Source organism: Rhizobium sp. 22-785-1 (assembly GCF_053521965.1).
Genome location: NZ_JBNWDI010000001.1, coordinates 362,931 through 387,425 on the forward strand (window position 1 = coordinate 362,931; position 24,495 = coordinate 387,425).

Sequence of the window (24,495 nt, forward strand, 5' to 3'; positions counted from 1 at the left end):
CGATAATTGAAATAAGCGGTGAAAAGATGAGTTCTCAGGACAAGGGCACGACGCCAAGCAAGAGCACGAGCAATGCGGATCTGGATGAGCAGGCGCTTTTCTACCACCGCTATCCTCGCCCCGGAAAACTTGAAATCCAGGCATCCAAACCGCTCGGCAACCAGCGAGATCTGGCACTTGCCTATTCGCCAGGGGTCGCAGCCCCGTGTCTTGCTATCCATGAGAATCCTGAAACGGCAGCGGAATATACCGCACGCGCCAACCTTGTGGCGGTGATTTCCAACGGCACCGCCGTCCTCGGTCTGGGCAATATCGGGCCGTTGGCATCAAAGCCCGTCATGGAAGGCAAAGCCGTCCTCTTCAAGAAATTCGCCGGCATCGACGTCTTCGATATCGAAATCGAGGCGCCCGGCATCAACGACATGGTGTCTACCATTTCGGCGCTGGAGCCGACCTTTGGCGGTATCAATCTCGAAGATATCAAGGCGCCGGAGTGTTTCGAAGTCGAGCGCCAGCTGCGCGCTAAGATGAACATCCCGGTCTTCCACGACGATCAGCATGGTACGGCCATCATCGTTGCCGCAGCCGTGACCAATGCTCTGGAACTTGCAGGCAAGTCTCTTTCCGACGTCAAGATCGTTGCCTCCGGTGCCGGTGCGGCGGCTCTCGCCTGCCTCAACCTACTTGTTGAGATGGGCGCAAAGCGGGAAAACATCTGGGTCCATGATATTGAGGGCCTCGTTTATGAAGGCCGCAACACACTGATGGACGAGTGGAAGGAAATCTACGCGCAGAAGACCGACAAACGCGTGCTGGCCGAATCCATCGAAGGCGCCGATGTTTTCCTTGGTCTGTCGGCTGCTGGCGTTCTCAAGCCCGAGCTTCTGGCCAAGATGGCGGAAAAGCCGCTGATTCTGGCATTGGCCAACCCAAAGCCTGAGATCATGCCGGATGAAGCGCGCGCTGCCCGCCCTGACGCGATGATCTGCACGGGCCGTTCCGACTTCCCGAACCAGGTCAATAACGTCCTCTGCTTCCCTTACATCTTCCGCGGTGCGCTGGATTGTGGCGCAACCAGCATCAATGAAGAAATGAAAATGGCAGCCGTTCGTGCGATCGCCGAGTTGGCCCGCGAGGAAGTTTCCGAAGTCGCAGCAAAGGCCTACAGCGAGGAAACTCCGGTCTTCGGCCCGAACTACCTCATTCCGTCACCGTTCGATCCGCGCCTCATCCTGCGTATCGCGCCGGCGGTTGCCCGCGCTGCCGCCGCAAGCGGTGTCGCTTCGCGACCGATCACGGATTTCGATGCCTATCTCGACCAGCTGAACCGGTTCGTGTGGCGCTCCGGCTTCATCATGAAGCCGATCTTCAACAGCGCCAAGAGCGCGGAAAAGAAGCGCATCATCTTCGCGGAGGGCGAAGACGAGCGCGTGCTGCGCGCAGCCCAGGTTCTCCTCGAAGAAGGAACAGGTGTTCCGATCCTGATCGGGCGTCCGCAGATTATCGAAACGCGCCTGAAGCGCTTTGGCCTGCGCATTCGTCCGAATGCCGATTTCGCCGTCGTCAATCCCGAAGACGATCCGCGCTACCGTGAATATGTCGACGACTACTTCGCGCTTGTCGGTCGCGCCGGTATCAACCCGGAAGCAGCCCGCACCATCATACGCACGAACAGCACGGTCATCGGCGCGCTTTCCGTCAAGCGCGGCGAGGCGGATGCGTTGATCTGCGGTCTTGAAGGCCGGTTCGACCGGCACTTGCGTGACGTGAACCAGATCATCGGCAAGCAAGAAGGCGTGCAGTCCTTCGCTGGCCTCAGTCTGCTGATCACGCAGCGCGGCGCGCTGTTCATGACGGACACCTTCGTCAACTACGATCCAAGCTCTGAAGACATTGCCGAGATGGCGATGCTGGCGGCCAAGGAAATCAAGCGCTTCGGCATCACGCCAAAGATCGCGCTTGCCAGCCATTCAAACTTCGGATCGCGTGATTCTGCCAGCGCCCGCAAGATGCGCGCTGCGTTGCAACTCGTTCGCGATGCAGCGCCGCATCTGGAAATCGATGGCGAAATGCAGGGTGGCTCAGCGCTTTCGGAAATTCTGCGCAAACGCGCCATGCCGAACAGCGCGCTTTCCGGCGAAGCGAACCTCCTAGTGTTTCCGAACCTCGATTCGGCCAATATCTCGCTTGGCATCGTTCGCACCATGACGGAAGGACTGCATGTCGGCCCGATCCTGCTCGGTACCGCGCTTCCGGCCCACATCCTGTCACCCACTGTCACGTCTCGCGGTGTGGTCAATATGGCAGCGCTCGCCGCCGTGCAGGCGTCTCATCCCTCTGCGTGAGGACTTTGGCCGCCCGACATTGCGTGATTTCCAATTAACGCAATTTTGAAACTGCTGTTGCCGCATTGCGGCACAGCCCTATGCTATCCTGAACTTTATCATGCTGCGCGCGTTCGTGATTGATGTTGAGAAGGATGCCGACTGAATGCTGACCGGCCTGCATAAATCCGCCTTACCTGTTTCGCCACGCAGCATCCGGCTTATCGGCTCTGTGCTGGCCGCCTGCCTCGTTGCCCCGCTTACGACGCAGGCACAGGACATCTGCCAAACGCTCGAGGCACAGCTTAGACAACCCTCAAACTCCACGCAGGTCATCGGCAACACGTCGGAAGTGCGACGGTTCGCCAATGCGCTGACGCAGCAGAATCTCGTCATACGCCGCATCAAGAACGATCTGCGACGCTATGGCTGCTCATCCGGCAGCGTCATCGTTTATGGCAACCCCAACACCGATCTGTGCCTGGAAATCACCGATGCGCTGACGCAGGCCGAAGCCGAGCGGGACATGATCGAGCAAGACCGCAATCATGCGCTTTCGCAACGGCGCACCGTTGACGCGGACCGACAAGACCGCATCATGGCGGCACTTGAGGCAGAAGGTTGCCTTGACAGACGTCCGTCCGATTATGCCGCCATAGATCCTCTGCCCGATACACAGCCGCGCGACTATACTGACCCGCTTCGCGACGATGATGGCTGGGGCAATGGCTATGCGCCCGGTCCCGACATACAGGTTCAAGGCGAGCTGAGGACACTTTGTGTACGCACATGCGACGGGGCTTTCTTCCCGATCTCGTCCAATGCATCTCCGCAGGATTTCCCGGAGCAGGCGGCCCAATGCGAGCGGATGTGCCCGGGAACCGAAACGGAACTTTTCTATCATGCCATGGTGGGACAGGAGAGCTCCGACATGGTGTCGGCAAAGACCGGCCAGCCCTATAAGTCGATGCAGACCGCCTTCGCCTACCGAAACGGCTCGCCGTCTTCGCGCTCTGCGTCATGCAGTTGCAACATGGCAGCCTATCATCAGGAAATGAAGCGGCAGGAGCAGCAGGCGAGCGCACCTCAATCTCTGCCAAATCATTCCTCTTCCAACGAGACGCCGTCCACCCAGCCCTACTCGGGCGTCACCCGCATTCCCTCTCCCCAGCCTGAGACCAAAAAGCCTGCAGATCAACCCGCATCCCCACAAGAGGAAGCCAAGGCCGCCCCTGTTCCAGAACGCGATTACGATCCGAAGAACAGCAAGGTCCGTGTTGTCGGTCCCCAGTTCCTCCCGGAAGAAACCAGCCGCATCGACTTGAAAAATCCCGCATTGAAAGGCGCGCAGCCACAGCAAGAATAGCGTGAGGGCTTGAAGCACGTCCCGCAAAAGCATGCAGTGGTTTTGGAAGCCGACCTGCCCAAAAAAGCAGACATCGAAAGCAAGATCGCGACACGATTGTCTCCTCGCCAGAGGAACTCCAGCCAACCGACGTTGACCGGAGAGACCTCTGACTAAGCGATCCTTTAGCGTCGAGCGATGACTTAGAGTCTCCACCGACGTGGACGGCTTCAGTTCGCCAGCGCACTTTACCGCGAGGATGCGTCGCACTCTTGCCTAGATCGCTTTAGAACCGCGGAAACCAGGGCGGCACGAGTGGCTCGCCCGGCACAGGCTCTCTGACAGGGAGGCCAACGTCGCGTCTCATGCGATCCGACAGGTGCGCCGCATGATTTTTTGTCCGCTGACGGGTCAGCATACCAAGCAGCACCGCTTTCAAGGTGGCTCCAACGCCAAAGGTCCGAACCAGTTCGTCAACGGCTTTCGATAGATCATTTACACTCAAAGATTGTTGTTTAGACATAAGTCATCCGTCCCAGCGCAGAAAAGCAACCAGGTCCTCTTGTGATGAAAAAAGGCGTGCGGAAACTGCCTGCGAAGAAAAGTCTACGCGTTCAGAAGACTAGTCAACACACCGTGATGTATAGTGAAACGCCTGACAAGGCAGCGAAAAGCTTAAATCGCCATTCCGCGTCGGTTTTCGCGCAGCAAATGTCCGGAAGATACCGGAGCTACGGAGGAAACGGGCCCATAGAGGCGAGTGTGCTTAAATGTGGTCATTCAACGCCTCCTGTTTCTTGAGTTACGGGCCTGATTTTTGTGACACAGCTGTGCTATATCCGCAAGAGGTTCAATCTCGAATTGCATCAATCAACGGTCTTTGAGTGCAAAAATGTCACATCAACGGATAAGGACATCCGAATGACCGACAAAACCGGCGGATTTAGGCGCGATCTTCGCCTGACGCCGTCCTCAAACCGAAGCCCTGCATTAACCGTCGTGTGGTGAAATCCGGACGACCAGACGTGAAAACCGCAAAATCGAAGCCTTCCGGGTGGTCCACGCCCGGCAACACCTCTACCTTGCGGCGCGCTTGCCGGGCAATGGCTTCGGCAGGATCGAGCCAGTCCACCGGCCACGGCGCAAGCTTGCGAAACAGATTTGCCATGAAGGGATAATGGGTACAGGCAAGTACGACGATATCTGTTTGCCTGCCCTTGTCCTCGATGAAGCAGGGCGAGATTTCAGCAAGCACCGCCTCGTCGGAGACAGTTTCGCCTCTGATCCAGCTCTCCGCCATTCTGGCAAGGTTCTCAGAACCCACCAGCCTGACATGGCATTGAGAGGCAAAAGACTGAATAAGATCGCGGGTGTAAGCCCGCTTGACCGTGCCGGGCGTCGCCAGAACCGAAACCAGGCCCGAACGTGTACGTTCTGCCGCTGGCTTGATGGCAGGAACCGTCCCGACGAACGTCATGTCGGGAAAAGCCTCCCGCAAATCGGCGCCTGCAAGCGTGAAAGCGGTGTTGCAGGCAATGATGCACAGTTCCGGTTGATACGTTTCGAGCAGGTCAGCAAACAAGGTAAGGATGCGCTGGCGTAAACCATCCTCTTCCCAGCCCCCGTAGGGAAAGCCCGCATCGTCAGCGATATAGATGAAGCCTCGCTCTGGCATCAACACCCGCGCCTCACGCAGAACCGTCAGCCCGCCAATACCAGAATCGAAAACGAGAATCGGCTTGGATAGAGAAACGTCAGTCGTTGTCGCCAGAGCCATTCTTTGAGGTCCCCTCGCCTTCGGCGCCCTTGCCTGCCCCTTTCGGCCAGCGGCGCGGAAAGGCATCGAGCGACTTGATCACGCCGCGAAACACGCTGATTTCCTGCTCGGTGAAACCACGCCGTGACAGAACAGCCCGCAGATTGTCCACCATTTTCGGCTTTTTTTCAGCCGGATGAAAATATCCACGCGCATCCAGCGCCTCTTCGATCTGATCGAACAGGCCGAAAACCTGCGCTTTGGTGGAAGGCCGTTGCTGAACGGAATCGAACGCCGTCTCCGCAAGATCCTCCATGCCGGATTTCATCCATTCATAGGACATCAACAGGACGGCCTGGGCAATATTCAATGAAGCGAATGCCGGATTGACGGGGAATGTGACAATCTCATCGGCAAGCGCTACCTCCTCGTTGGTCAGTCCCCAACGTTCGCGACCGAAGAGAACTCCGGTCTTTTCGCCCGCCTTGAACTTGGCGCGTAGAGTTTCGGTCGCAGTGACAGGCGCTCGCACCGGCTTGAAACCATAGCGTTCGCGGGCAGTCGTTGCGTAGACAAAGTTAAGGTCGCGGATGGCGTCTTCCAGCGTCTCATAAACCTTGGTGGCATCGATGACGTGATCTGCCTTCGAGGCCGCAGCGCGGGCCTTCTCACTTGGCCAGCCATCACGCGGATTGACCAGACGCAACTCGGCAAGACCGAAATTGGCCATAGCACGCGCCACCATACCGATATTTTCGCCGAGCTGAGGCTCGACCAGGATGATGGCCGGGCCTTCGGCAATAAGTTCGAGATCGCTATTTGTACCTGCCATAGTCGCCTTCCATTTTTTTAGGCTTCACTGGCACAGTTTTCCGCGCAAATCAAAGGCAAGCGGGCGCGAAAGACGGCTTATTCGCCTTTGATGATGTTGGTCATCTCCTGCTGGAGGGAATCGCGACCCTCGTCGCCAACGCGGTGTATGTCGTTGATGACCGGCTTGCCGTCCTCCTCGATCACATCGAAATTGACCTGATCGACCGTCGTCTTCATCTCTGCCTCATCCATGCAGGCCCAGAGTTTGAACTTAACTGTCACGTCGCTCACGCCGTCCTTGGGCGGCGCTGCCGAGATGTTGACGTCCTGCAACGGGCAACCGTCCTGAGAATTGGTCACGACGTCGTAACCGAAAGGGTCGCCCTTCTCGCCGGACTCTGCTTCATAGGCAGGTTTCTTGGAGGCTTCACGGTACTGAGCGATGAAGGACTTGCTGAAAAGCGTCGTCAGTAGATCTTCGTCGAAGATGTATTTCCAGTCGTCCGCCTCGCCGGACCAGTTCTTCACCGTGATGTCCATAACCTTCTTCACTGGCTCGGTCGGGTCGGCGGCAAAGGCGCTGGAGGAAATGAACATTGCGGCAATGGCGAGCAGAATCTTCTGCATGATGACGTCCTGAAACTTCAGCTTACCCAACGTAAGCGATTCGCCTGAATTTAATCAGCAAGCGCATTTTGGCAATGCAGCAAACGCGTTTTGGTGAAGCCAAAAAAACCGGCCGACGGCTTTGCCTCTGACGGCTCGCAATGCTATAGCGCCACGGGATATTTGCCCTTATGGCGCTCGATTGGGCGCAACCGCTCTCGAAGGTGAGGAATTCATGACAAAGATCAAGGTAGCCAATCCGGTCGTCGATCTCGACGGCGACGAAATGACCCGTATCATCTGGCAGCTCATCAAGGACAAGCTGATCCTGCCATACCTCGATCTGGATATCGAATATTACGATCTTTCCGTTGAAAACCGCGACGCGACCAACGACCAGGTAACCGTCGATGCGGCACACGCCATCAAGAAGCACGGCGTTGGCATCAAGTGCGCAACGATTACACCGGACGAAGCCCGCGTTGAGGAATTCAACCTCAAGCAGATGTGGAAGAGCCCGAACGGCACGATCCGCAACATTCTGGGCGGCGTCATCTTCCGTGAGCCGATCATCTGCAAGAACGTTCCTCGCCTGGTTCCAGGCTGGACCCAGCCGATCGTTGTCGGCCGTCACGCTTTCGGCGACCAGTACAAGGCAACCGATTTCAAGTTCCCCGGCAAGGGCAAGCTGACGATCAAGTTCGTCGGTGAAGATGGCCAGGTCATAGAGAAGGACGTGTTCGACGCTCCGAGCGCCGGCGTGGCTCTTGCCATGTACAACCTCGACGATTCCATCCGCGAATTCGCCCGTGCATCGATGAACTACGGCCTGATGCGCAAGTGGCCGGTTTACCTGTCCACGAAAAACACCATCCTGAAGGCCTATGACGGTCGCTTCAAGGACATCTTCGAAGAAGTCTACCAGAGCGAATTCAAGGCGCAGTTCGACGAAGCCGGCATCACCTACGAGCACCGCCTCATTGACGACATGGTCGCTTCCGCGCTGAAGTGGTCCGGTGGCTACATCTGGGCCTGCAAGAACTACGACGGCGACGTGCAGTCGGACACCGTCGCACAGGGCTTCGGCTCGCTCGGTCTGATGACCTCGGTTCTTCTGTCTCCGGACGGTCGCACGGTGGAAGCAGAAGCAGCGCACGGTACGGTCACGCGCCACTACCGCCAGCATCAGAAGGGCCAGGAAACCTCGACCAACTCCATCGCGTCGATCTTCGCATGGACCCGTGGTCTCGCCCACCGCGCAAAGCTGGACGACAACGCAGAACTGGCAAAGTTCGCATCCACACTGGAAACCGTCTGCGTCGACACCGTCGAAGCTGGCTACATGACCAAGGACCTCGCGCTCCTCATCGGACCCGATCAGCCTTGGCTCTCCACCACCGCCTTCCTCGACAAGATCGACGAAAATCTCAAGAAGGCCATGGCTGCCTGATCGGCACCTGCCCTTCCAAAATCGATGGAAACCCGGCCTTCGCGCCGGGTTTTCTTTTTGCCCCCGGGCGCTGTCTTGATTAGGTCGTCCTGCCGGAGCAAACTCCCATCACCAAATAGGGAGAGAGACATGAACGATCTGACATTTTACACCCACCCCATGTCACGCGGACGCATCATCCGTTGGATGCTAGAGGAAGTGGGGGCGCCGTACGATACAAAAATCATCGGCTTTGAAAGCGATATGAAGGCTGGCGAATACAAAGCGATCAATCCCATGGGCAAAGTGCCAGCGATCAAGCACGGCGACGTGGTCGTGACGGAATGCGCGGCAATCTGCGCCTATCTGGCAGATGCTTTTCCCGAAAAGGGGCTTGCCCCGCCAAGCTCCAACCGTGGTCTCTACTATCGCTGGCTCTTCTTCGCGGCTGGTCCGCTGGAAATGGGCGTCACCAACCGCGCTATGGGCTTTGAAATTCCGGAAGACAAATATCGCATGGCGGGCTGCGGACGCTTCGAGGACCTTATGGACACCCTGGAATACGCCGTAACGCAGACTGCTTTCATCGCCGGCGAAACCTTCACAGCCGCTGACGTCTATGTGGGCTCGCATATTGGTTGGGGACTGCAATTTGGCACGCTGGAGAAGCGCTTGGCGTTCACCGATTATCTCGCGCGTCTTGCGCAGCGCCCAGCTTTCTCGCGAGCTCAGGAGATCGATGACGCGCTCATCAAACAGATGAAGACAAGCTGATCCAATTACGTTCGGAATATCCATACTCTATCAGAGGATGCGTCGCCCAAGCTGCAAAAACCAACCTTAGATTGAGATAAGTCATTGTAGATATTATAAAATTTAACCCCGACCACATATGAATCATTAACTCGTTGTGTTGTAAAACCAATAAGTGCCAATGGGCCTGCGAACGCAGTACACGGTTGCTGCGTTCGCGCTGACGCAGCGCCTTACAACGAGAGGCGACTGTAATGATGACTGTGCTTGGATGCATCGTCTATGACCACAACATCTGGCTGGTGCTGATGGCCGTCTTGCTGTGCGGCACTGGGTCATGGGTGACATCGCGGCTGTTCAGCAAGACGATAACAGCGAGCGGAAAACAGCGCGTGGGCTGGCAGGCAATGACAGCACTTTCCGCGGGCGTGGCGATTTGGTGCACGCATTTCGTCGCCATGCTCGGCTATGATGCGCGCGTACCGATCGGCTTCGATCTGCCGTTGACCGTGGTTTCGCTTCTGGCCGTGGTGTTCGGTAATGCAATCGGTTTCGCAGTAGCCATCAGCAAGCGGCATTTTCTCATGCCCGCCTTGGGCGGCGCGATCGTCGGTCTCGCAATCTCCACCATGCACTATACCGGCATGATAGCCTATCGTGTGCAGGGCATCGTATCCTGGGACGCGACCTACCTCGTCGCCTCCATCCTTCTCTCCGTCGCGCTGTCTTCGGCTGCACTGCATTTTGGCATGCGAAAAGGCAGCAACCTCATGGCAGTGGTCTTGACCCTTGCCATTGCTGTCTTGCACTTCACAGGCATGACGGCATTCCGCATCGAGCCGATGTTCGTCGATGGATCCTTCTCCAATCCGGATTCCCTCTGGACTCTGGCCATCGCGATTTCCGGCATGGCTTTCGTCATCGTTGCCTGCGGCCTGGTCAGCTACCTCATCGATAACGGCACACGCGCCGAGACCATTGAGCATCTTCGCCAAATGGCCTTGTACGACGCTCTGACCGGCCTCCCCAACCGCGCGAACTTCAACGAGAAGCTGGATCGTGAGCTTGCGGTCGCCGATACGCAAAAGATCAGGATCGCCATGATCGGGATCGATCTCAATCGGTTCAAGGAAATCAACGATACACGCGGCCATCATGTGGGGGACGAAGTGTTGACCGACCTTGGAATACGGCTCAAAAACCTCGTTCGCGAAGACAAGGGCGAGTTCATCGCCCGCGTTGGAGGAGACGAGTTTGCAGCCCTCTTCCGCATTGAGGACAAAGACCTAACCGGCGTCAACAGGTTCCTGAAAGGTCTCGAAGCCGTGATGTTCAGTCCGATCAACGTCGACGAATCTCAAATTGTTGCCGGCGCGAGCTTCGGTGTCGCCATCTACCCGAACGATGCGACCACCAAGGAAACGCTCGTCAGCAACGCAGACCTTGCAATGTATCGGGCGAAGTCGCAACTAACGGAAAAACGCGTCTGCTTCTATGAAGCAGGCATGGACACGGCCGTCAAAGCACGTCGCTGCATGGCAGCTGATTTGCGCAAAGCGCTGTCGCGCAATCAACTTTCAATCCACTACCAGGTACAGACCTCGGTCTCTACTGGAGAGGTCACAGGCTACGAAGCCCTCTTGCGTTGGCACCATCCCGAGCATGGTTTCATCCCGCCTTCAGACTTTATTCCGCTCGCGGAGGAGAATGGCCTTATCTTGCAACTTGGGGAGTGGGTGCTGCGCACGGCATGCACCGCCGCGGCCTCATGGGAACCAGCCTGCAAAGTCGCCGTCAACCTGTCCGCAGTCCAGTTTGCCGCTGGCGATCTGCCCAAGCTCGTCATGAGCGTGCTTCTGGAAACGGGACTTGCCCCACATAGACTGGAGCTGGAACTCACGGAGACGGCCATCCTGAAGGATCGTGAGCGCGCCTTTCACATGCTTCGCCAGATCAAGTCCTATGGGGTCTCCGTCGCTCTTGACGACTTTGGCATAGGTTATTCGTCGATTGATACGTTGCGGTCCTTCCCGTTCAGCAAGATCAAGCTCGACCGCTCCTTTATTGATGAAGCCCACAGCAATGAGGAAGCACTGACCATTATCCGCACGGTACTGGCACTCGGCAAGGGCCTCAGAATTCCGGTACTGGCGGAAGGGGTAGAAACGAAGGAACAACTGTCCCTTCTTGAATCCGAAGGATGTGGGGAAGCACAGGGCTACTTGCTCGGACGTCCCGCATCACTCGATCGGATCTTAGCGACGGGGCGCTTGAGTATCGTCGAGCGATCCCTCAGTTCATCAATAGCAGACGCCAAGGACCAGACAAGCGTAGCCGACGTGGCTGTTGGACGAACGGGCACGGACGGCTGAGCCTGAGAACCCCTGACCACGCACCATCGCTGCGCATGGGCTGCAAGACCATCTTGGATAGAGCAGAAGCGTTGGGCGAATTTGCCCAAGCGCCCGGGCCACCTTGTTGCCCCTGAGCCGAAGCGCGCGATGAAACCTCGTTAAGCCGCAGCGCCGGTTTTCTCATTCGCGGTATCGCCAAAGACTTCCTCAAAAGCCTCGCGCAATAACACATCGACGTCATTGATCATCACCAGAAGACCGAGATCGACGAGGCTTGTGACGCCATATTGCGTGATGCCGCAGGGAACGATCCCGCCAAAGTGGCTCAGATCTGGATCCACGTTGATCGAAAGACCATGGAAGCTCACCCATTTGCGCAAGCGAATACCGAGTGCCGCAATCTTGTCCTCCGACATCGAGCCGTCCGGCAGAAGCGGCTTCTCCGGCCTACGTACCCATACACCCACGCGGTCCTCACGCCGCTCGCCCCTGACGTTCATCTTGTCGAGCGTGCGGATAATGACCTCCTCCAGTGAGGCCACATAGGCGCGCACATCCTGGCGTCTGCGCTTGAGGTCAAGCATCACATAGACCACACGCTGTCCCGGCCCGTGATATGTATATTCCCCGCCTCGCCCCGTCGCGAAGACAGGAAAGCGATCCGGCTCGATCAGGTCGGACGAATCGGCACTTGTGCCAGCCGTGTAGAGGGGTGGATGCTCCAGCAGCCACACAAGCTCACCGGCTTCGCCCGCAGCGATTGCCGCAACCTCACGCTCCATCTCCTCAATCGCCTGCTCATAAGGCACCAGCCCGTCGGAGATTCGCCAGCGCACAGGCGGCGAGCCTGCGACGGGATACATTTTTTGGGTGAGATCGGTGCGTGTGAGCATGAAAATGTCCTTTCCACAGCCTTCTGGCAGAACGGAATCGAGGCTGCAAGCCCAGCGTTTCTGGGCTTCTTCCATATAGGGAGCGAAAGGCCTGTTTTTAATTTCAAAAAACTGTCACGACGCTCTTGTGCACCCAAAATCCTTTTGCTACATGCACCCCCGTCGGCGCAAGTCGAACCTACCACGATGCGGTCGTGGCGGAATTGGTAGACGCGCAGCGTTGAGGTCGCTGTGGGGCAACCCGTGGAAGTTCGAGTCTTCTCGACCGCACCAAAAGAAAAACCCGCTTCGGCGGGTTTTTCTTTGTCTTCAGTTATCTAAATGATTTTTCCAAAGCTTTGCGCGAAGGCCCCATAACCCAATCAATGGATCGGGATGTTTCTTTTATCCGCCTCTTCCTTGATAATATCTTCCACCAATTCGCGCTTCAGCGACGGATTTCCGAGTAGATAATCATCCGCAATTTCGAAGATGGATTTCGGGCTCTCGGCACGACTGAGCGTCTCGAGATCCTGTGCAATCTGCTGTCGAAGTCCTGCATAATTTTCCATGATGGTCTCCTCTGTTGAGAAGACAATGCAGACAGCCGCGCGCGAGTTCCTTGGCAACAAGAAACCATCCGCGAGGAAGGGCCAGGTGAGGAAGACTGAATGCTGCGGGTCGCGCATCAGCCGTTGATATTCATCGAACCACGCACCGCACATCCGATTTCCATGTTTCGTCACCAGCACGCAGCCGTGCGACCTTAAGGTGATGTCGCACTCGAATGCGGCAAACGCTACAGAACGGCTCCTACGAGGGAAACATGCTCCCCCTGAGGTAGCATGGCTAAGTCACACATCGCCGATAAGCGATCGGGCGCTCCCTCGAAGCCAGTCGCCGCATTGTTGCGCCTTCCGCTCACTGGGACGCGTGACCGGAAATAGAAAGGGCCGGAACATCCTATTCGATGTTCCGGCCCCTAATCTATCAGCAGTCATATGCAAGGCCGCTACTTTGCCGCCTTCCAACCTAGCGCAGGATCAGCCCGCGAGAGACGCTGCCACTGCTTCGATGGCTTCGTCGGCCTTCGATCCATCCGGACCACCAGCCTGCGCCATGTCTGGACGTCCGCCGCCGCCCTTGCCGCCGAGAGCGGCAGAGGCCGTGCGCACCAGATCGACTGCGCTAAAGCGCGACGTCAGGTCTTCAGTGACCGCCGCAACAGCACTCGCCTTGCCATCATCGGAGACTGCGATCAGCAGCACAACGCCGGAGCCTAGAGTGGTCTTGGCGTCGTCAGCGAGACCCTTCAGGTCCTTGGCGTCGATGCCGGACATGGCCTTGGCCATGAACTTCACGCCACCGACCTCTCTCGCGTCACTGGCAGAGCCTTCTGCCGAACCGCCGCCCATGGCAAGCTTGCGGCGGGCATCCGCCAATTCACGTTCCAGTTTCTTGCGCTCGTCCAGCAGAGCCTCGACACGCGAAATCACATCGCCTGGCTGCACGCGAAGCGACGATGCGAGCGTCTTCACCCGCTCATCCTGCTCGGCGAGATAGGCAAGTGCGCCTGGTCCCGTGACCGCTTCAACGCGACGTACGCCAGCACCCACTGCGCTCTCACCAAGGACGCGGACAAGACCGATCTGCCCTGTCGCGGAGACATGCGTACCGCCACAGAGCTCGACAGAGTACGGTCGGTTGGCCTTTGCGCCATGAATGCCGGTACCCATCGAGACGACGCGCACTTCGTCGCCATATTTTTCGCCGAAGAGCGCCATTGCGCCTTCAGCAATCGCGTCGTCAACGCTCATCAGACGCGTGACGACCGGCGAGTTCTGGAGAATGATTTCATTCGCCATGTCTTCAACGGTCTTCAACTCTTCCGCCGTCATCGGTTTTGGATGCGACACGTCGAAGCGCAGACGCTCAGGCGCAACAAGCGAGCCCTTCTGCGCCACGTGGGTTCCGAGCACTTCGCGCAGCGCTTCGTGCAGCAGATGGGTTGCGGAGTGATTGGCGCGCAGACGCGAACGGCGATCATGATCGACCGTCAACTGCACGGCGTCGCCGAGCTTCACGCCGCCCTTGGCGACCTTGCCGATATGGACGAAGAGGCCCTCGCCCTTCTTCTGCGTGTCGGTCACCGTAAAGCTGCCAGTGTCGGAGGAAATGACACCGGTATCGCCCATCTGACCGCCGGACTCGCCATAAAACGGCGTCTGGTTGACAACGATCTGGACCGTCTCACCTTCAGCTGCAGCATCAACCGACTCGCCATCTTTGACGATCGCCTGAACCACACCTTCCGCGGTCTCGGTGTCGTAGCCGAGGAATTCGGTCGCGCCGAACTTTTCCTTCAGCTCGAACCATACGGTTTCAGTCGCCTTGTCACCGGAGCCGGCCCAGTGCGAACGGGCCTCAGCCTTCTGGCGCTCCATGGCGTCGGTGAAGCCGGCAATGTCCACACCGATTTCACGCGCACGCAGTGCGTCCTGCGTCAGATCGAGCGGGAAGCCATAGGTGTCGTAAAGCTTGAAGGCGGTCTCGCCGTCCAGCATTCCGCCCTTGGACAGATCGGATGTGGCGTCGGACAGAAGAGAGAGGCCACGCTCCAATGTCTTGCGGAAACGCGTTTCTTCAAGCTTCAGCGTCTCGGAGATCAGCGCTTCGGCGCGCACAAGCTCAGGATAGGCGCGACCCATCTGCTGGACGAGCGTCGGCAGCAACTTCCAGATCAGCGGCTCCTTTGAACCGAGAAGCTCGGCATGACGCATGGCGCGGCGCATGATGCGGCGCAGGACATAACCTCGACCTTCATTCGACGGCAGAACGCCATCGGCAATCAGGAAGGCGGAGGACCGCAGATGGTCGGCGATGACGCGGTGGCTCGCACGCTTCTCGCCTTCGGCAGCGACGCCCGTCGCTTCGACAGAGGCCGAGATCAGTGCGCGGAAAAGGTCGGTGTCGTAATTGTCGTGCTTGCCCTGCAGCAGCGCCGAGATACGCTCAAGGCCCATGCCGGTATCGATCGACGGACGCGGCAGGTTGATGCGCTCTTCCTTCGTCACCTGCTCGTACTGCATGAAAACGAGGTTCCAGATCTCGATGAAACGGTCGCCATCCTCATCGGCAGAGCCAGGAGGTCCGCCCCAGATATGATCGCCGTGGTCATAGAAAATTTCCGAGCAAGGACCGCAAGGACCGGTATCGCCCATCGCCCAGAAGTTATCGCTGGTCGGAATGCGAATGATGCGGTCGTCTGAAAAACCGGCGATCTTCTTCCAGAGATCGAAGGCTTCGTCATCGGTGTGATAGACCGTCACCAGAAGGCGGTTCTTATCGATGCCGAATTCCTTGGTGATCAGGTTCCAGGCGTGCGTGATCGCCTCTTCCTTGAAGTAATCGCCGAAGGAGAAGTTGCCGAGCATTTCGAAGAAGGTGTGGTGACGCGCGGTGTAGCCAACGTTATCCAGGTCGTTATGCTTGCCGCCGGCGCGGACGCATTTTTGCGACGAAGCAGCCTTGGAATAAGGGCGGCTTTCAAGACCAGTGAAAACGTTTTTGAACTGGACCATACCCGCATTGGTGAACATCAGTGTCGGGTCGTTGCGCGGCACCAGCGGGCTGGATGGCACAATTTCATGGCCGTTCTTCTTGAAGTAGTCGAGGAAAGTCGACCGGATTTCATTCACACCGCTCATACGAAGTCCTTCATTGCCACGCTCACGCAGCGATAATAAAAAAGTCACAGGCTTTTATCGTTCGCCATGCTGCCTGTCCAGCCAAAGAGCGCCGGGCCCGCCCAGAATGAGGCAGCAAAAAGAACGAGGCCGCGCGAACGGATCGCACGGCCTCATTTCATTTGGTACTATCGCGATGTCCCGGCAAAATGACGGGAGCCTCTCGATTAAGCGTCCGGCTCTACACCATCCGCGTCGGCTTCCGGTCCACCGTTTTCCAGGAACCGGTCGGCAATCAGGCCGGCATTCTGCCGCAGCGCCATTTCGATCTCATTTGCAACGGCTGGATTTTCGCGCAGGAACGTCTTGGCGTTCTCACGTCCCTGCCCCAGCCTCTGGCTGTTATAGGAAAACCAGGCGCCGGACTTTTCGACGATACCGGCCTTCACACCGAGATCGACAAGTTCGCCGGTCTTAGAAACGCCTTCGCCATACATGATGTCGAATTCGACCTGCTTGAAGGGAGGCGCCATCTTGTTCTTGACGACCTTGACGCGCGTCTGGTTGCCAACAACCTCTTCGCGCTCCTTGACCGAACCGATACGGCGAATGTCCAGACGAACAGATGCGTAGAACTTCAGAGCGTTGCCGCCCGTCGTCGTTTCCGGCGAACCGAACATCACGCCGATCTTCATGCGGATCTGGTTGATGAAGATCACCATCGTCTTCGACTTGGAGATTGATGCCGTCAGCTTGCGCAGCGCCTGGCTCATCAAGCGCGCCTGAAGACCGGGCAGGCTGTCACCCATCTCGCCTTCGATTTCGGCACGCGGCGTCAGAGCGGCAACGGAATCCACTACCAGCACATCGACGGCACCGGAGCGAACCAGCGTGTCGGTAATTTCAAGTGCCTGCTCACCCGTGTCGGGCTGCGAAATCAGGAGGTTCTGAAGATCGACACCAAGCTTACGGGCATAGACCGGGTCGAGCGCATGTTCTGCGTCCACGAAGGCGCAGATGCCACCCTTCTTCTGTGCTTCTGCAATGGTCTGCAGTGCCAGCGTCGTCTTACCCGAGCTTTCCGGGCCGTAAATTTCAATGATACGCCCCTTCGGCAAACCGCCGATCCCAAGCGCAATATCAAGGCTCAAAGACCCCGTCGAAACGGTCTCGACCTCGATGACGTTTTCATTGGAACCGAGCTTCATAATCGATCCCTTGCCGAACGAACGTTCGATCTGGGAGAGCGCCGCTTCCAGTGCCTTGCTTTTATCCACCGAATTGTCCTCTACAAGACGCAAAGAATTTTGTGCCATCTGAACCACCTTTAGGTTATTGAAGCCGCACAGGCAACGAAGCAGTGTGGAAACAGTTTGTACTCTTTTTGTTCTCATTCCACAACAGTGCAGCAGCCCTTTGAAAACAAATAATGATAAGCTGTTCGTTCTGCTTTTGTTTTTCTTGATCGGAGGTTTTCCCAAAGCTCCGGAGCCAGTTGGATAGAGCCGCAAAACACCGAATCGGACACGTCCGTCCGGCTCGGAAAGAAGGATGGATCAACGTGAAGAAAATACTCGTTCTGGGCGGCGCGCATATAGACCGGCGCGGCATGATCGAGACTGAAACGGTGCATGGCGCAAGCAATCCCGGATCATGGATGGAAGAGGCTGGCGGCGGCGGATTCAACGCGGCCCGCAATCTTGCGCGCCTTGGCTTTGAAGTGCGGCTGATTGCCCCGCGTGGCGGCGATGGCAATGGCGCGACCGTTGCTGCAGCGGCGCGCGACGCTGGCGTCGAAGACACGCCGTTCACCTTTTTGGATCGTAGCACTCCAAGCTACACGGCAATCATGGAACGCGACGGCAATCTGGTTATCGCCATAGCCGATATGGACCTCTACAAACTATTCACGCCGCGTCGCCTCAAAGTGCGCGCCGTACGCGACGCGATCAAGGCGACCGACATCATCCTCTGCGATGCAAACCTGCCTGAAGATACGCTGAGCGCAATCGGCGTCGCGGCGCGAGCCTGCGAAAAGACCCTCGCGGCCATTGCCATCTCGCCGGCAAAGGTCGTGCGAATGAAATCGGCGTTGACCGACATCGACATGCTGTTCATGAACGAGGCCGAAGCCCGCGCGCTGACCGGTCAGAATGTCACCGATGTGAGACAATGGCCGACCTTGCTAAGAAATATCGGCCTGCGCGGCGGCGTGATTACCAGCGGAGCCAAACGCGTTGTCGCGTTCAACCAGAATGGAACCGCGACGCTCACCCCGCCGCTGATCGAAGCCGTGAAGGATGTGACCGGCGCGGGCGACGCCATGGCATCCGGCTATTTGTCCGCCATTGCCAACGGCAAACCCATCACCGAAGCGCTGCGCCACGGCGCTGCCGCCGCTGCGATCACCGTGCAATCACCCTTTGCCACATCCAGCGAGTTGAACGGCGAAACACTTGGCGCGCTTCTGGCGCTTGTGCCGCAGGCTGAAATGGTGTGAAGAGATCGCTTAATTGAAATGGAAGAGACCATGACCAAGACCACCTCCCCGCTCCTGCCGATCGTCTACTCGGAAGAAGTCGCTGCGGCCAAGCAGCGCGGCGCCCCGATCGTCGCACTCGAATCCACGATCATCACCCACGGCATGCCCTATCCGGGCAACATCCGCATGGCTGAAGGTGTGGAACAGCTGATCCGCGACAATGGCGCGGTTCCAGCAACGATTGCTGTCATTCACGGAACGCTGCATATCGGCCTCGAAAAGGATCAGCTCGAAGCATTGGCGCAGACAAAAGATGCCATGAAGGTCTCGCGGGCCGACATCGCTTTTGCGATCGCAGAGCGCCGCACGGGCGCAACGACCGTTGCCGCCACCATGATCGCCGCCGAACATGCGGGCATCAAGGTCTTCGCCACCGGCGGTATTGGTGGTGTACATCGCGGCGCCGAAGAAAGCTTCGATATCTCCGCTGACCTGACCGAGCTTGCGCGCACTGGCGTCATCGTCGTCTGCGCCGGTGCCAAGGCCATCCTCGACGTGCCGAAGACGCTTGAAGTTCTGGAGACCAACGGCGTCCCGGTGGTCACCTATGGTTCGGAAGAATTCCCGGCCTTCTGGTCGCGCGCTTCTGGCCTCAAGAGCCCGCTGACGCTGAACAGCCCGGCAGCGATTGCCAACTTCCACACAACCCGCGAACAGTTCGGCCTCGAAGGCGGCATGCTGATCGCCAATCCTGTACCGGAAGAAGACGAGATTGGCCGCGACGAGATGGAAATCTATATCGAACGCGCATTGTCGGCGGCCGAAGAAGACGACATCTCCGGCAAGGCGGTGACGCCCTATCTGCTGGCGAAGATTTTCGAAATTACTGAAGGCCGCAGCCTCGATACGAACATCTCGCTTGTGCGCAACAATGCCCGCCTGGCAGCCGAGATCGCCGTAGCGCTCGCCTGAACCAGCTTGGACTAAAGAAAAGACCCGGAAGCCGATGGCTTCCGGGTCTTTTTTGTTGAGTTGCGAGAACCTTACTTCTGCGCGACCGGGCGTACCAGCGGCGTGATGCGGCGGATGGTGACGCGACGGTTTTCCTGGCTCGGACCAAGCGTCTGAACCTTGAGGTAACGCTCGCCATAGCCCTGCGTTGTGAGGTTTTCCGGCGGGATACCGTAAACTTCGGTCAGGACCTTGGCGACGGACTCCGCGCGCTCGTCGGAGAGAACCAGGTTGCTCTCATCCGAACCCACGGCGTCCGTGTGTCCTTCGATGAGGAAGGTTTCAGCCGGGTTCTTTTCCAGAACTTTGTTCATCGCATCAGCAACCTTGCGCAGCGAGCGTGCCTGGCTCATCGGAATTTCGGCACTACCGGTGGCGAAGGTGATGGTATCGAGGTCGATACGACGCACCATGTCACGAACGCGAGCCGAATAGCGGACCTCATCCAGAGAGTAGACGCGCTGGACTGGTTCCACCGGCGGCTGCTCGAGGAAGCGATAGTAGTCGCGATCCTGGTCCGACGACGTATCGATGATGTACTCGTTGACCGGAATACGCAGACGCAGTGGCGGCAAGTCGAGACCCGGGTCGCGATAGACATATTCGCGATCTGGCTCATCCGCCAGTTCCGGTGCGTAGAAGAGCACATATTCGCGGCCACGCGCATCGATACGCGAACGCTGGATGACGTCACCGTAACGGTTGCGAATGGTTACGACCTGCGTGCCGTCGGAACGTTCGATCGTCTCGCGATAACGATCGTCGGGAAGACGTTCGTAATAGGGACGCGCACCTTCGCTGACGAAGCGGTCATCATCACTGCCACGCACGACAACGCGATCACCGAACTGCAGGAAGACGCGGTCGCCCATGTCGCGGTCACGCGGCAGGTCGCGAGGACGCCATTCCCGAACGCCATCGGGCCGGTCGAACTGCGGACGGCGGTCGATGCGCTCACCCTGGATGTTGGTGATGTTCTGGATGTTGATCTGCGGCGCAGGCTGTCCGTCGCGGCGGGCAGCCGCTTGAGCTTCTGCATCCGACGTCGGGACCTTGAAGTCCTGAACCTGCTCGCGTTCACGTCGACGCTGTTCGCGAAGCTGCTCGTTGCCACTGCGATAGACTTCCTTGTCGCTGTCGAGAACGGCTGCACCCTTGTCTACCGGAAGAACGACCGTATCAGCCGACTTGGAAGGATCCTGGGCAATGGCACGGGCCTTGTCCAATTGCTCCTTTGTCATGGGAGGCGCTTCCGTCTGCGGAGTTGCGACCTGGGCTGGAACCGGCTCGCCCGCAGGTGCCTGACCTGTTGCGGCTCCGTCCAGCGGCGCTGGTGTCGGCGCACCCGGAACGGGCGCCGGTGCTGGCTCGCCATTCTGAGCACGTGGCGGGCGCGGCTGTTCGGATGGCTGCTGGCCAGGCGCCGGGTTTGGCTGCTCGGCAGGTGCAGGGGCGCGACCAGGGGTCGGAGGCTCTGCAGGCACCGGTGCGGCGCCCTCGGCAGGTTCTGGAGCTGCTGGACGCTTGGCTGGCTTGACCGGCTTTTCTGGCGCAGCTTCGTTGGCTGCGGGCTCATTTGCCGGCTTGGCGGCTGGCGCTTCTGGCTTGGCAGCTGGAGCTTCCGGCTTTGGCGACTGTTTGCCTTCACCTTCTGGCTGCGCGTCTGCGGCGGGCTTGCGACGCGGGCGCTCTTGTTGCTGGCCAGGCTCGGCCTGGGGCGCGCCTTCAGGAGCGGCTTCGCGGCGGGGACGCTCGGGCCGTGGCTGGCCTTCTGCTTCCGGCTGCGCCTCTGCGGCTGGCTTGCGGCGTGGGCGTTCTTGCTGCTGCTCAGGCTCAGCCTGCGGCGCTGCCTCTGGGGCGGCTTCACGGCGTGGGCGCTCTGGGCGTGGTGCCTCAGCTTCTGGCGCAGCTTCACGCTTGGGACGTTCCTGCGGCTGCTCAGCCTGGGGCTCTGGGGCTGCTTCACGCTTTGGACGCGGTGGAGCTTCCTCACGCTTCTGCTCTGGCTCGCGCTTCGGTTCAGCCTGTGGCTCACCCTGCTGCTCACGCTGGCGGCGCTTCAACAATTCTTCTTCTGGGTTCGCTGGCGCTTCGGCCTGCGCAAGAATAATGGCTCCTTGACCGTTGGAAATGGATCCCTGTTGCTCAACCCGCGCCAAAGGCGCTGCATGCGCAACGGTGGCCACAAGTGCCGGCTCTACTGCGATGGCAATCGACATCAGGGGGAAAACCACCCCGGTCAGTAATTTATTCTTATTCAGCATGGCGCTTCCTCATCTGCCGTCTTCATCCACTTTTGCCCTGCGGCATTGGGGCACAGTCTGCACATAATGGCGCTGAACAACGCCGGGCGTGCGGTCTTGTTCCAATGATGATCATCAAGGGCTGTACCGGGAATGAACGAAAAAAGGCATTTTCTGGAAGCGCGGCCTTAATTGCCGTGGACTATTTCCGACGAAAGACGCACCTTATCGGGGCGCTTCGGGATGGCATGTAACCCAATTCGTATGGAAGGCGGTCCAGGACGCCGGATTCATTCTTGGAAGAATTTGACGACGGCAGGTCAGGCCCACCGCCGTCTAGCGCGATCGCTAAGCTGTTTTTCCACCCGACGCTGGCGCGGCTTCAATCGCTTGCTCATCCGGTACACCGAATTCCGCGTTGCGTTTTTCATATCCGAAACCGGCGAGCAGTGCGACGGCGCAGGCGACGACCACGGCGACGCTGAAAAGCGCGAGGGCATAGTCGCCATTCCAATGCGCGGCAAGTGTCGTCTGCAGAGTGGCGTTGCCAGAGGCGAGCAAATTCCCGAGTTGGTAGGCAAAGCCGGGGAACGTGCCACGCACCTCGTCTGGCGAGAGTTCGTTCAGGTGAACAGGGATGACGCCCCATGCGCCTTGAACGAAGAATTGCAGAACGAAGGCGCCGATTGCGAGCAAGACCACGCCGGGAGCATAAACCCAGAACCATGCAGCAGGTATTGTCAGAACGGCGGCAATCACGATCGCATTGCGGCGGCCGATCTGTTGCGACAGGGTGCCGAAAAACAGGCCGCCGCAAATCGCCCCGATGTTGTAAACGATCGCTATGGCGCCTGTGGTATGGCTGTCATAGCCTCGCTGCGTTTCTAGGAAGGTAGGATAGATATCCTGCGTGCCGTGGCTGAGAAAATTGAACGCCATCATCAGGATAACTGTCCAGATGAAAAGCGGGACGTTCTTCTTCAGCACCGTGAGGAACGGCTGCTGAGGCCGCTTCTGACGTTGGAGAAATGCGGGGGATTCCTCTACATTGCGGCGGATATAGACAACGATCAGCGCTGGCAGCGCGCCGACAAAAAACATCCCTCTCCAGCCGATGATTGGGTAGAGCAGAAAGAAGACGATTGACGCCAGCAAATATCCGGCAGGGTAGCCAGCCTGGAGCAGCCCGGAAACGAATCCGCGCGCTTGAGGCGGCACCGTTTCCATGGTGAGTGAAGCGCCCACACCCCACTCGCCGCCCATGGCGATACCATAGAGTAGGCGCAGCACGATGAACATCGTCAGCCCGGTCGAGAAGCCGGAAAGAAGCTCAAGAGCGGAATAGAGAAGGACATCGACCATGAGGGTGATGCGGCGACCGTAACGGTCGGATGCGAGCCCAAAGATCAGCGCGCCGATCGGCCGCATGGCAAGAGTCAGGAAAATTGCGACCGAGACCGCGGGAATGCTTGTGTTGAACTCCTTGGCAATATCCTTGATGACAAAGACAAGGATGAAGAAGTCGAAGGCGTCGAGCGTCCAGCCGAGGAAGCTGGCGATGACCGTGTTGCGCTGAGAGGGAGTCAACGACTGAACACTTTGGGTTATACTCACGAAAAATCCTCCTTGAAGATGGAGGCGGAGGCCGAAAATCGGGAACCGTCTTCTGAAATAAGAAAACTTATGCCTGAAATTATAAGGCTTACTTACGACGCACGAACGCCACATTCTGTTCCATTAACTTCTAGTAACCAGGCTGCGATTCAAATCGTGTTTCGAGTCGGCTGTCGCAGCGCAAAACAATGATGTTGCATTTTTTTTGCAACGGGATGAGTATCCCGGCAAGCATCCGCAACCGGCTTTTGATCGGTAGCGGAGTGCTAAAGTCTCCACGCACGCAGAACATAAATGAGGCGTGCGTCGAATCGCCAAAAGAGAGGATCGAAATGCTCAACCCCACCCGTCTGTTTGCTGCAGCGTCCATCGCCGCACTGTCGCTGTTTGCTGGCTCCGCCTTGGCGCAGGACAAGATCGTCATCGGCACGGAAGGCGCCTACCCGCCCTTCAACGTTCTGGAAGCTGACGGAAAGCTGACCGGCTTCGATATCGATATCGCCAAGGCGCTCTGCGAAGAAATGAAGGCTGAATGCACCTTCGTTACCAACGACTGGGACGGCATCATCCCTGCCCTTCAGGCCAAGAAGTTCGACGCGATCATTGCGTCCATGTCGATCACGCCTGAGCGCCTGCAGAAGGTAGACTTCTCCAAGAAGTACTACAACACGCCGCCGGCCATTGCAGTGCCGAAGGATTCCCCGATCAAATCTGTGGAAGAGCTGAAGGGCAAGACGATCGGCGCGCAGGGCTCCACCACCCACGCCAACTACGCGGAAAAACATCTTGCCGATTCCGAGCTGAAGCTCTACCCGACGGCTGACGAGTACAAGCTCGACATCACCAATGGCCGTATCGACGGCGTCATCGACGATATCGTTGTGCTGTCGCAGTGGGTAAAGTCGGACGCCGGCGCATGCTGCAAGATCCTGACGGCTCTACCGGTTGATGAAGAAATCAACGGCAAGGGCGCTGGCATCGCGGTTCGTAAGGGCGACACGGCACTGGCCGACAAGTTCAGCGCAGCCATTGCAGCGATCCGCGCTAACGGCAAGTACAAAGAGATCAACGACAAGTACTTCGATTTCGACGTTTACGGCCAGTAAGCGCATTTCTCATGTTGAAATATGATGGCGGGAGGGTTGCCCTTCCGCCATTTTTGTTTGAGAACATCTTCATAAAACAAATATGAAGAGCGGCGGAGACC

Annotated in this window: 17 protein-coding genes and 1 tRNA gene; 9 read left to right on the forward strand and 9 right to left on the reverse strand. The window is 58.0% G+C overall.

The window, feature by feature from the left end:
• Positions 1-26 precede the first annotated feature (26 nt).
• Together ACQZ5M_RS01710 and ACQZ5M_RS01715 are read left to right on the forward strand one after the other, a co-directional pair.
• On the forward strand, positions 27-2,345 hold the full coding sequence (locus tag ACQZ5M_RS01710) for an NADP-dependent malic enzyme (protein WP_296018833.1): 2,319 nt from the start codon (positions 27-29) through the stop codon (positions 2,343-2,345).
• A 145-nt stretch (positions 2,346-2,490) separates the two neighbouring features.
• Complete coding sequence (locus ACQZ5M_RS01715) at positions 2,491-3,690, forward strand: DUF2865 domain-containing protein (RefSeq protein WP_296078135.1); 1,200 nt, start codon at positions 2,491-2,493, stop codon at positions 3,688-3,690.
• Positions 3,691-4,612: 922 nt separating this feature from the next.
• Here the strand turns inward: ACQZ5M_RS01715 and murI are convergent.
• The 3 genes from murI to ACQZ5M_RS01730 form a co-directional block, all read right to left on the reverse strand.
• Positions 4,613-5,446 (reverse strand): glutamate racemase, encoded by an 834-nt coding sequence (gene murI / locus ACQZ5M_RS01720; RefSeq protein WP_296078133.1) that lies wholly within the window; start codon positions 5,444-5,446, stop codon positions 4,613-4,615.
• Positions 5,424-6,257 (reverse strand): RNA methyltransferase, encoded by an 834-nt coding sequence (locus ACQZ5M_RS01725; protein ID WP_296078131.1) that lies wholly within the window; start codon positions 6,255-6,257, stop codon positions 5,424-5,426. Before ACQZ5M_RS01725 ends, murI begins: the two co-directional genes overlap by 23 nt.
• Positions 6,258-6,334: 77 nt before the next feature.
• Positions 6,335-6,865 carry a hypothetical protein gene (locus ACQZ5M_RS01730; protein WP_449078954.1) on the reverse strand — a complete coding sequence of 177 codons (531 nt, stop codon included), beginning with the start codon at positions 6,863-6,865 and terminating at the stop codon, positions 6,335-6,337.
• A 214-nt stretch (positions 6,866-7,079) separates the two neighbouring features.
• Here ACQZ5M_RS01730 and ACQZ5M_RS01735 point away from each other — a divergent pair, with 214 nt between their 5' ends.
• From ACQZ5M_RS01735 to ACQZ5M_RS01745, 3 genes are all read left to right on the forward strand, one after another.
• A complete protein-coding gene (locus ACQZ5M_RS01735; RefSeq protein WP_449078955.1) occupies positions 7,080-8,294 on the forward strand; it encodes an NADP-dependent isocitrate dehydrogenase in 1,215 nt (404 codons plus the stop codon).
• A 129-nt stretch (positions 8,295-8,423) separates the two neighbouring features.
• On the forward strand, positions 8,424-9,047 hold the full coding sequence (locus tag ACQZ5M_RS01740; RefSeq protein ID WP_449078956.1) for a glutathione S-transferase family protein: 624 nt from the start codon (positions 8,424-8,426) through the stop codon (positions 9,045-9,047).
• Between the two features lie 233 nt (positions 9,048-9,280).
• A complete protein-coding gene (locus ACQZ5M_RS01745; RefSeq protein WP_449078957.1) occupies positions 9,281-11,398 on the forward strand; it encodes a putative bifunctional diguanylate cyclase/phosphodiesterase in 2,118 nt (705 codons plus the stop codon).
• Positions 11,399-11,538: 140 nt separating this feature from the next.
• Here the strand turns inward: ACQZ5M_RS01745 and lipB are convergent, their stop codons facing one another.
• The gene (lipB, locus tag ACQZ5M_RS01750) at positions 11,539-12,273 is read right to left on the reverse strand and encodes a lipoyl(octanoyl) transferase LipB (protein WP_296078125.1); all 735 of its coding nucleotides are present in this window, start codon (positions 12,271-12,273) and stop codon (positions 11,539-11,541) included.
• 188 nt (positions 12,274-12,461) lie between these two features.
• Between lipB and ACQZ5M_RS01755 the strand changes: the two genes are divergently transcribed.
• Positions 12,462-12,546, forward strand: a tRNA-Leu gene (locus ACQZ5M_RS01755).
• A gap of 89 nt (positions 12,547-12,635) precedes the next feature.
• On the opposite strand, the gene ACQZ5M_RS01760 is transcribed toward ACQZ5M_RS01755, so the two are convergent.
• The 3 genes from ACQZ5M_RS01760 to recA all read right to left on the reverse strand — a co-directional run bounded on the left by ACQZ5M_RS01760 (position 12,636) and on the right by recA (position 17,254).
• Positions 12,636-12,824, reverse strand: coding sequence for a hypothetical protein (locus ACQZ5M_RS01760; protein ID WP_449078958.1), 189 nt, complete (start codon positions 12,822-12,824; stop codon positions 12,636-12,638).
• Between the two features lie 471 nt (positions 12,825-13,295).
• Positions 13,296-15,959 (reverse strand): alanine--tRNA ligase, encoded by a 2,664-nt coding sequence (gene alaS / locus ACQZ5M_RS01765; RefSeq protein ID WP_449078959.1) that lies wholly within the window; start codon positions 15,957-15,959, stop codon positions 13,296-13,298.
• 206 nt (positions 15,960-16,165) lie between these two features.
• Complete coding sequence (recA, locus tag ACQZ5M_RS01770; protein ID WP_296018863.1) at positions 16,166-17,254, reverse strand: recombinase RecA; 1,089 nt, start codon at positions 17,252-17,254, stop codon at positions 16,166-16,168.
• 245 nt (positions 17,255-17,499) lie between these two features.
• Here recA and ACQZ5M_RS01775 point away from each other — a divergent pair, with 245 nt between their 5' ends.
• Positions 17,500-18,438: a carbohydrate kinase family protein gene (locus ACQZ5M_RS01775; protein ID WP_449078960.1), complete on the forward strand. Its 939-nt coding sequence runs from the start codon at positions 17,500-17,502 to the stop codon at positions 18,436-18,438.
• Positions 18,439-18,468: 30 nt separating this feature from the next.
• A complete protein-coding gene (locus ACQZ5M_RS01780; protein WP_449078961.1) occupies positions 18,469-19,392 on the forward strand; it encodes a pseudouridine-5'-phosphate glycosidase in 924 nt (307 codons plus the stop codon).
• Between the two features lie 71 nt (positions 19,393-19,463).
• Here ACQZ5M_RS01780 and ACQZ5M_RS01785 read toward each other — a convergent pair whose 3' ends face one another.
• Positions 19,464-21,695, reverse strand: a complete 2,232-nt coding sequence (locus ACQZ5M_RS01785) for an OmpA family protein (protein WP_449078962.1) — start codon at positions 21,693-21,695, stop codon at positions 19,464-19,466.
• 327 nt (positions 21,696-22,022) lie between these two features.
• Complete coding sequence (locus ACQZ5M_RS01790) at positions 22,023-23,288, reverse strand: MFS transporter (RefSeq protein WP_296075634.1); 1,266 nt, start codon at positions 23,286-23,288, stop codon at positions 22,023-22,025.
• Positions 23,289-23,620: 332 nt separating this feature from the next.
• Between ACQZ5M_RS01790 and ACQZ5M_RS01795 the strand changes: the two genes are divergently transcribed.
• Positions 23,621-24,394, forward strand: a complete 774-nt coding sequence (locus tag ACQZ5M_RS01795; RefSeq protein WP_296018875.1) for an ABC transporter substrate-binding protein — start codon at positions 23,621-23,623, stop codon at positions 24,392-24,394.
• Positions 24,395-24,495: the final 101 nt, after the last annotated feature.

Excerpts from the sequence above, each read along its gene's own strand:
- ACQZ5M_RS01710 (WP_296018833.1), top strand. The coding sequence starts at position 27 with ATGAGTTCTCAGGACAAGGGCACGACGCCAAGCAAGAGCACGAGCAAT.
- ACQZ5M_RS01715 (WP_296078135.1), top strand. The coding sequence starts at position 2,491 with ATGCTGACCGGCCTGCATAAATCCGCCTTACCTGTTTCGCCACGCAGC.
- murI (WP_296078133.1), bottom strand. The coding sequence starts at position 5,446 with ATGGCTCTGGCGACAACGACTGACGTTTCTCTATCCAAGCCGATTCTC.
- ACQZ5M_RS01725 (WP_296078131.1), bottom strand. The coding sequence starts at position 6,257 with ATGGCAGGTACAAATAGCGATCTCGAACTTATTGCCGAAGGCCCGGCC.
- ACQZ5M_RS01730 (WP_449078954.1), bottom strand. The coding sequence starts at position 6,865 with ATGCAGAAGATTCTGCTCGCCATTGCCGCAATGTTCATTTCCTCCAGC.
- ACQZ5M_RS01735 (WP_449078955.1), top strand. The coding sequence starts at position 7,080 with ATGACAAAGATCAAGGTAGCCAATCCGGTCGTCGATCTCGACGGCGAC.
- ACQZ5M_RS01740 (WP_449078956.1), top strand. The coding sequence starts at position 8,424 with ATGAACGATCTGACATTTTACACCCACCCCATGTCACGCGGACGCATC.
- ACQZ5M_RS01745 (WP_449078957.1), top strand. The coding sequence starts at position 9,281 with ATGATGACTGTGCTTGGATGCATCGTCTATGACCACAACATCTGGCTG.
- lipB (WP_296078125.1), bottom strand. The coding sequence starts at position 12,273 with ATGCTCACACGCACCGATCTCACCCAAAAAATGTATCCCGTCGCAGGC.
- ACQZ5M_RS01760 (WP_449078958.1), bottom strand. The coding sequence starts at position 12,824 with ATGGAAAATTATGCAGGACTTCGACAGCAGATTGCACAGGATCTCGAG.
- alaS (WP_449078959.1), bottom strand. The coding sequence starts at position 15,959 with ATGAGCGGTGTGAATGAAATCCGGTCGACTTTCCTCGACTACTTCAAG.
- recA (WP_296018863.1), bottom strand. The coding sequence starts at position 17,254 with ATGGCACAAAATTCTTTGCGTCTTGTAGAGGACAATTCGGTGGATAAA.
- ACQZ5M_RS01780 (WP_449078961.1), top strand. The coding sequence starts at position 18,469 with ATGACCAAGACCACCTCCCCGCTCCTGCCGATCGTCTACTCGGAAGAA.
- ACQZ5M_RS01785 (WP_449078962.1), bottom strand. The coding sequence starts at position 21,695 with ATGCTGAATAAGAATAAATTACTGACCGGGGTGGTTTTCCCCCTGATG.
- ACQZ5M_RS01795 (WP_296018875.1), top strand. The coding sequence starts at position 23,621 with ATGCTCAACCCCACCCGTCTGTTTGCTGCAGCGTCCATCGCCGCACTG.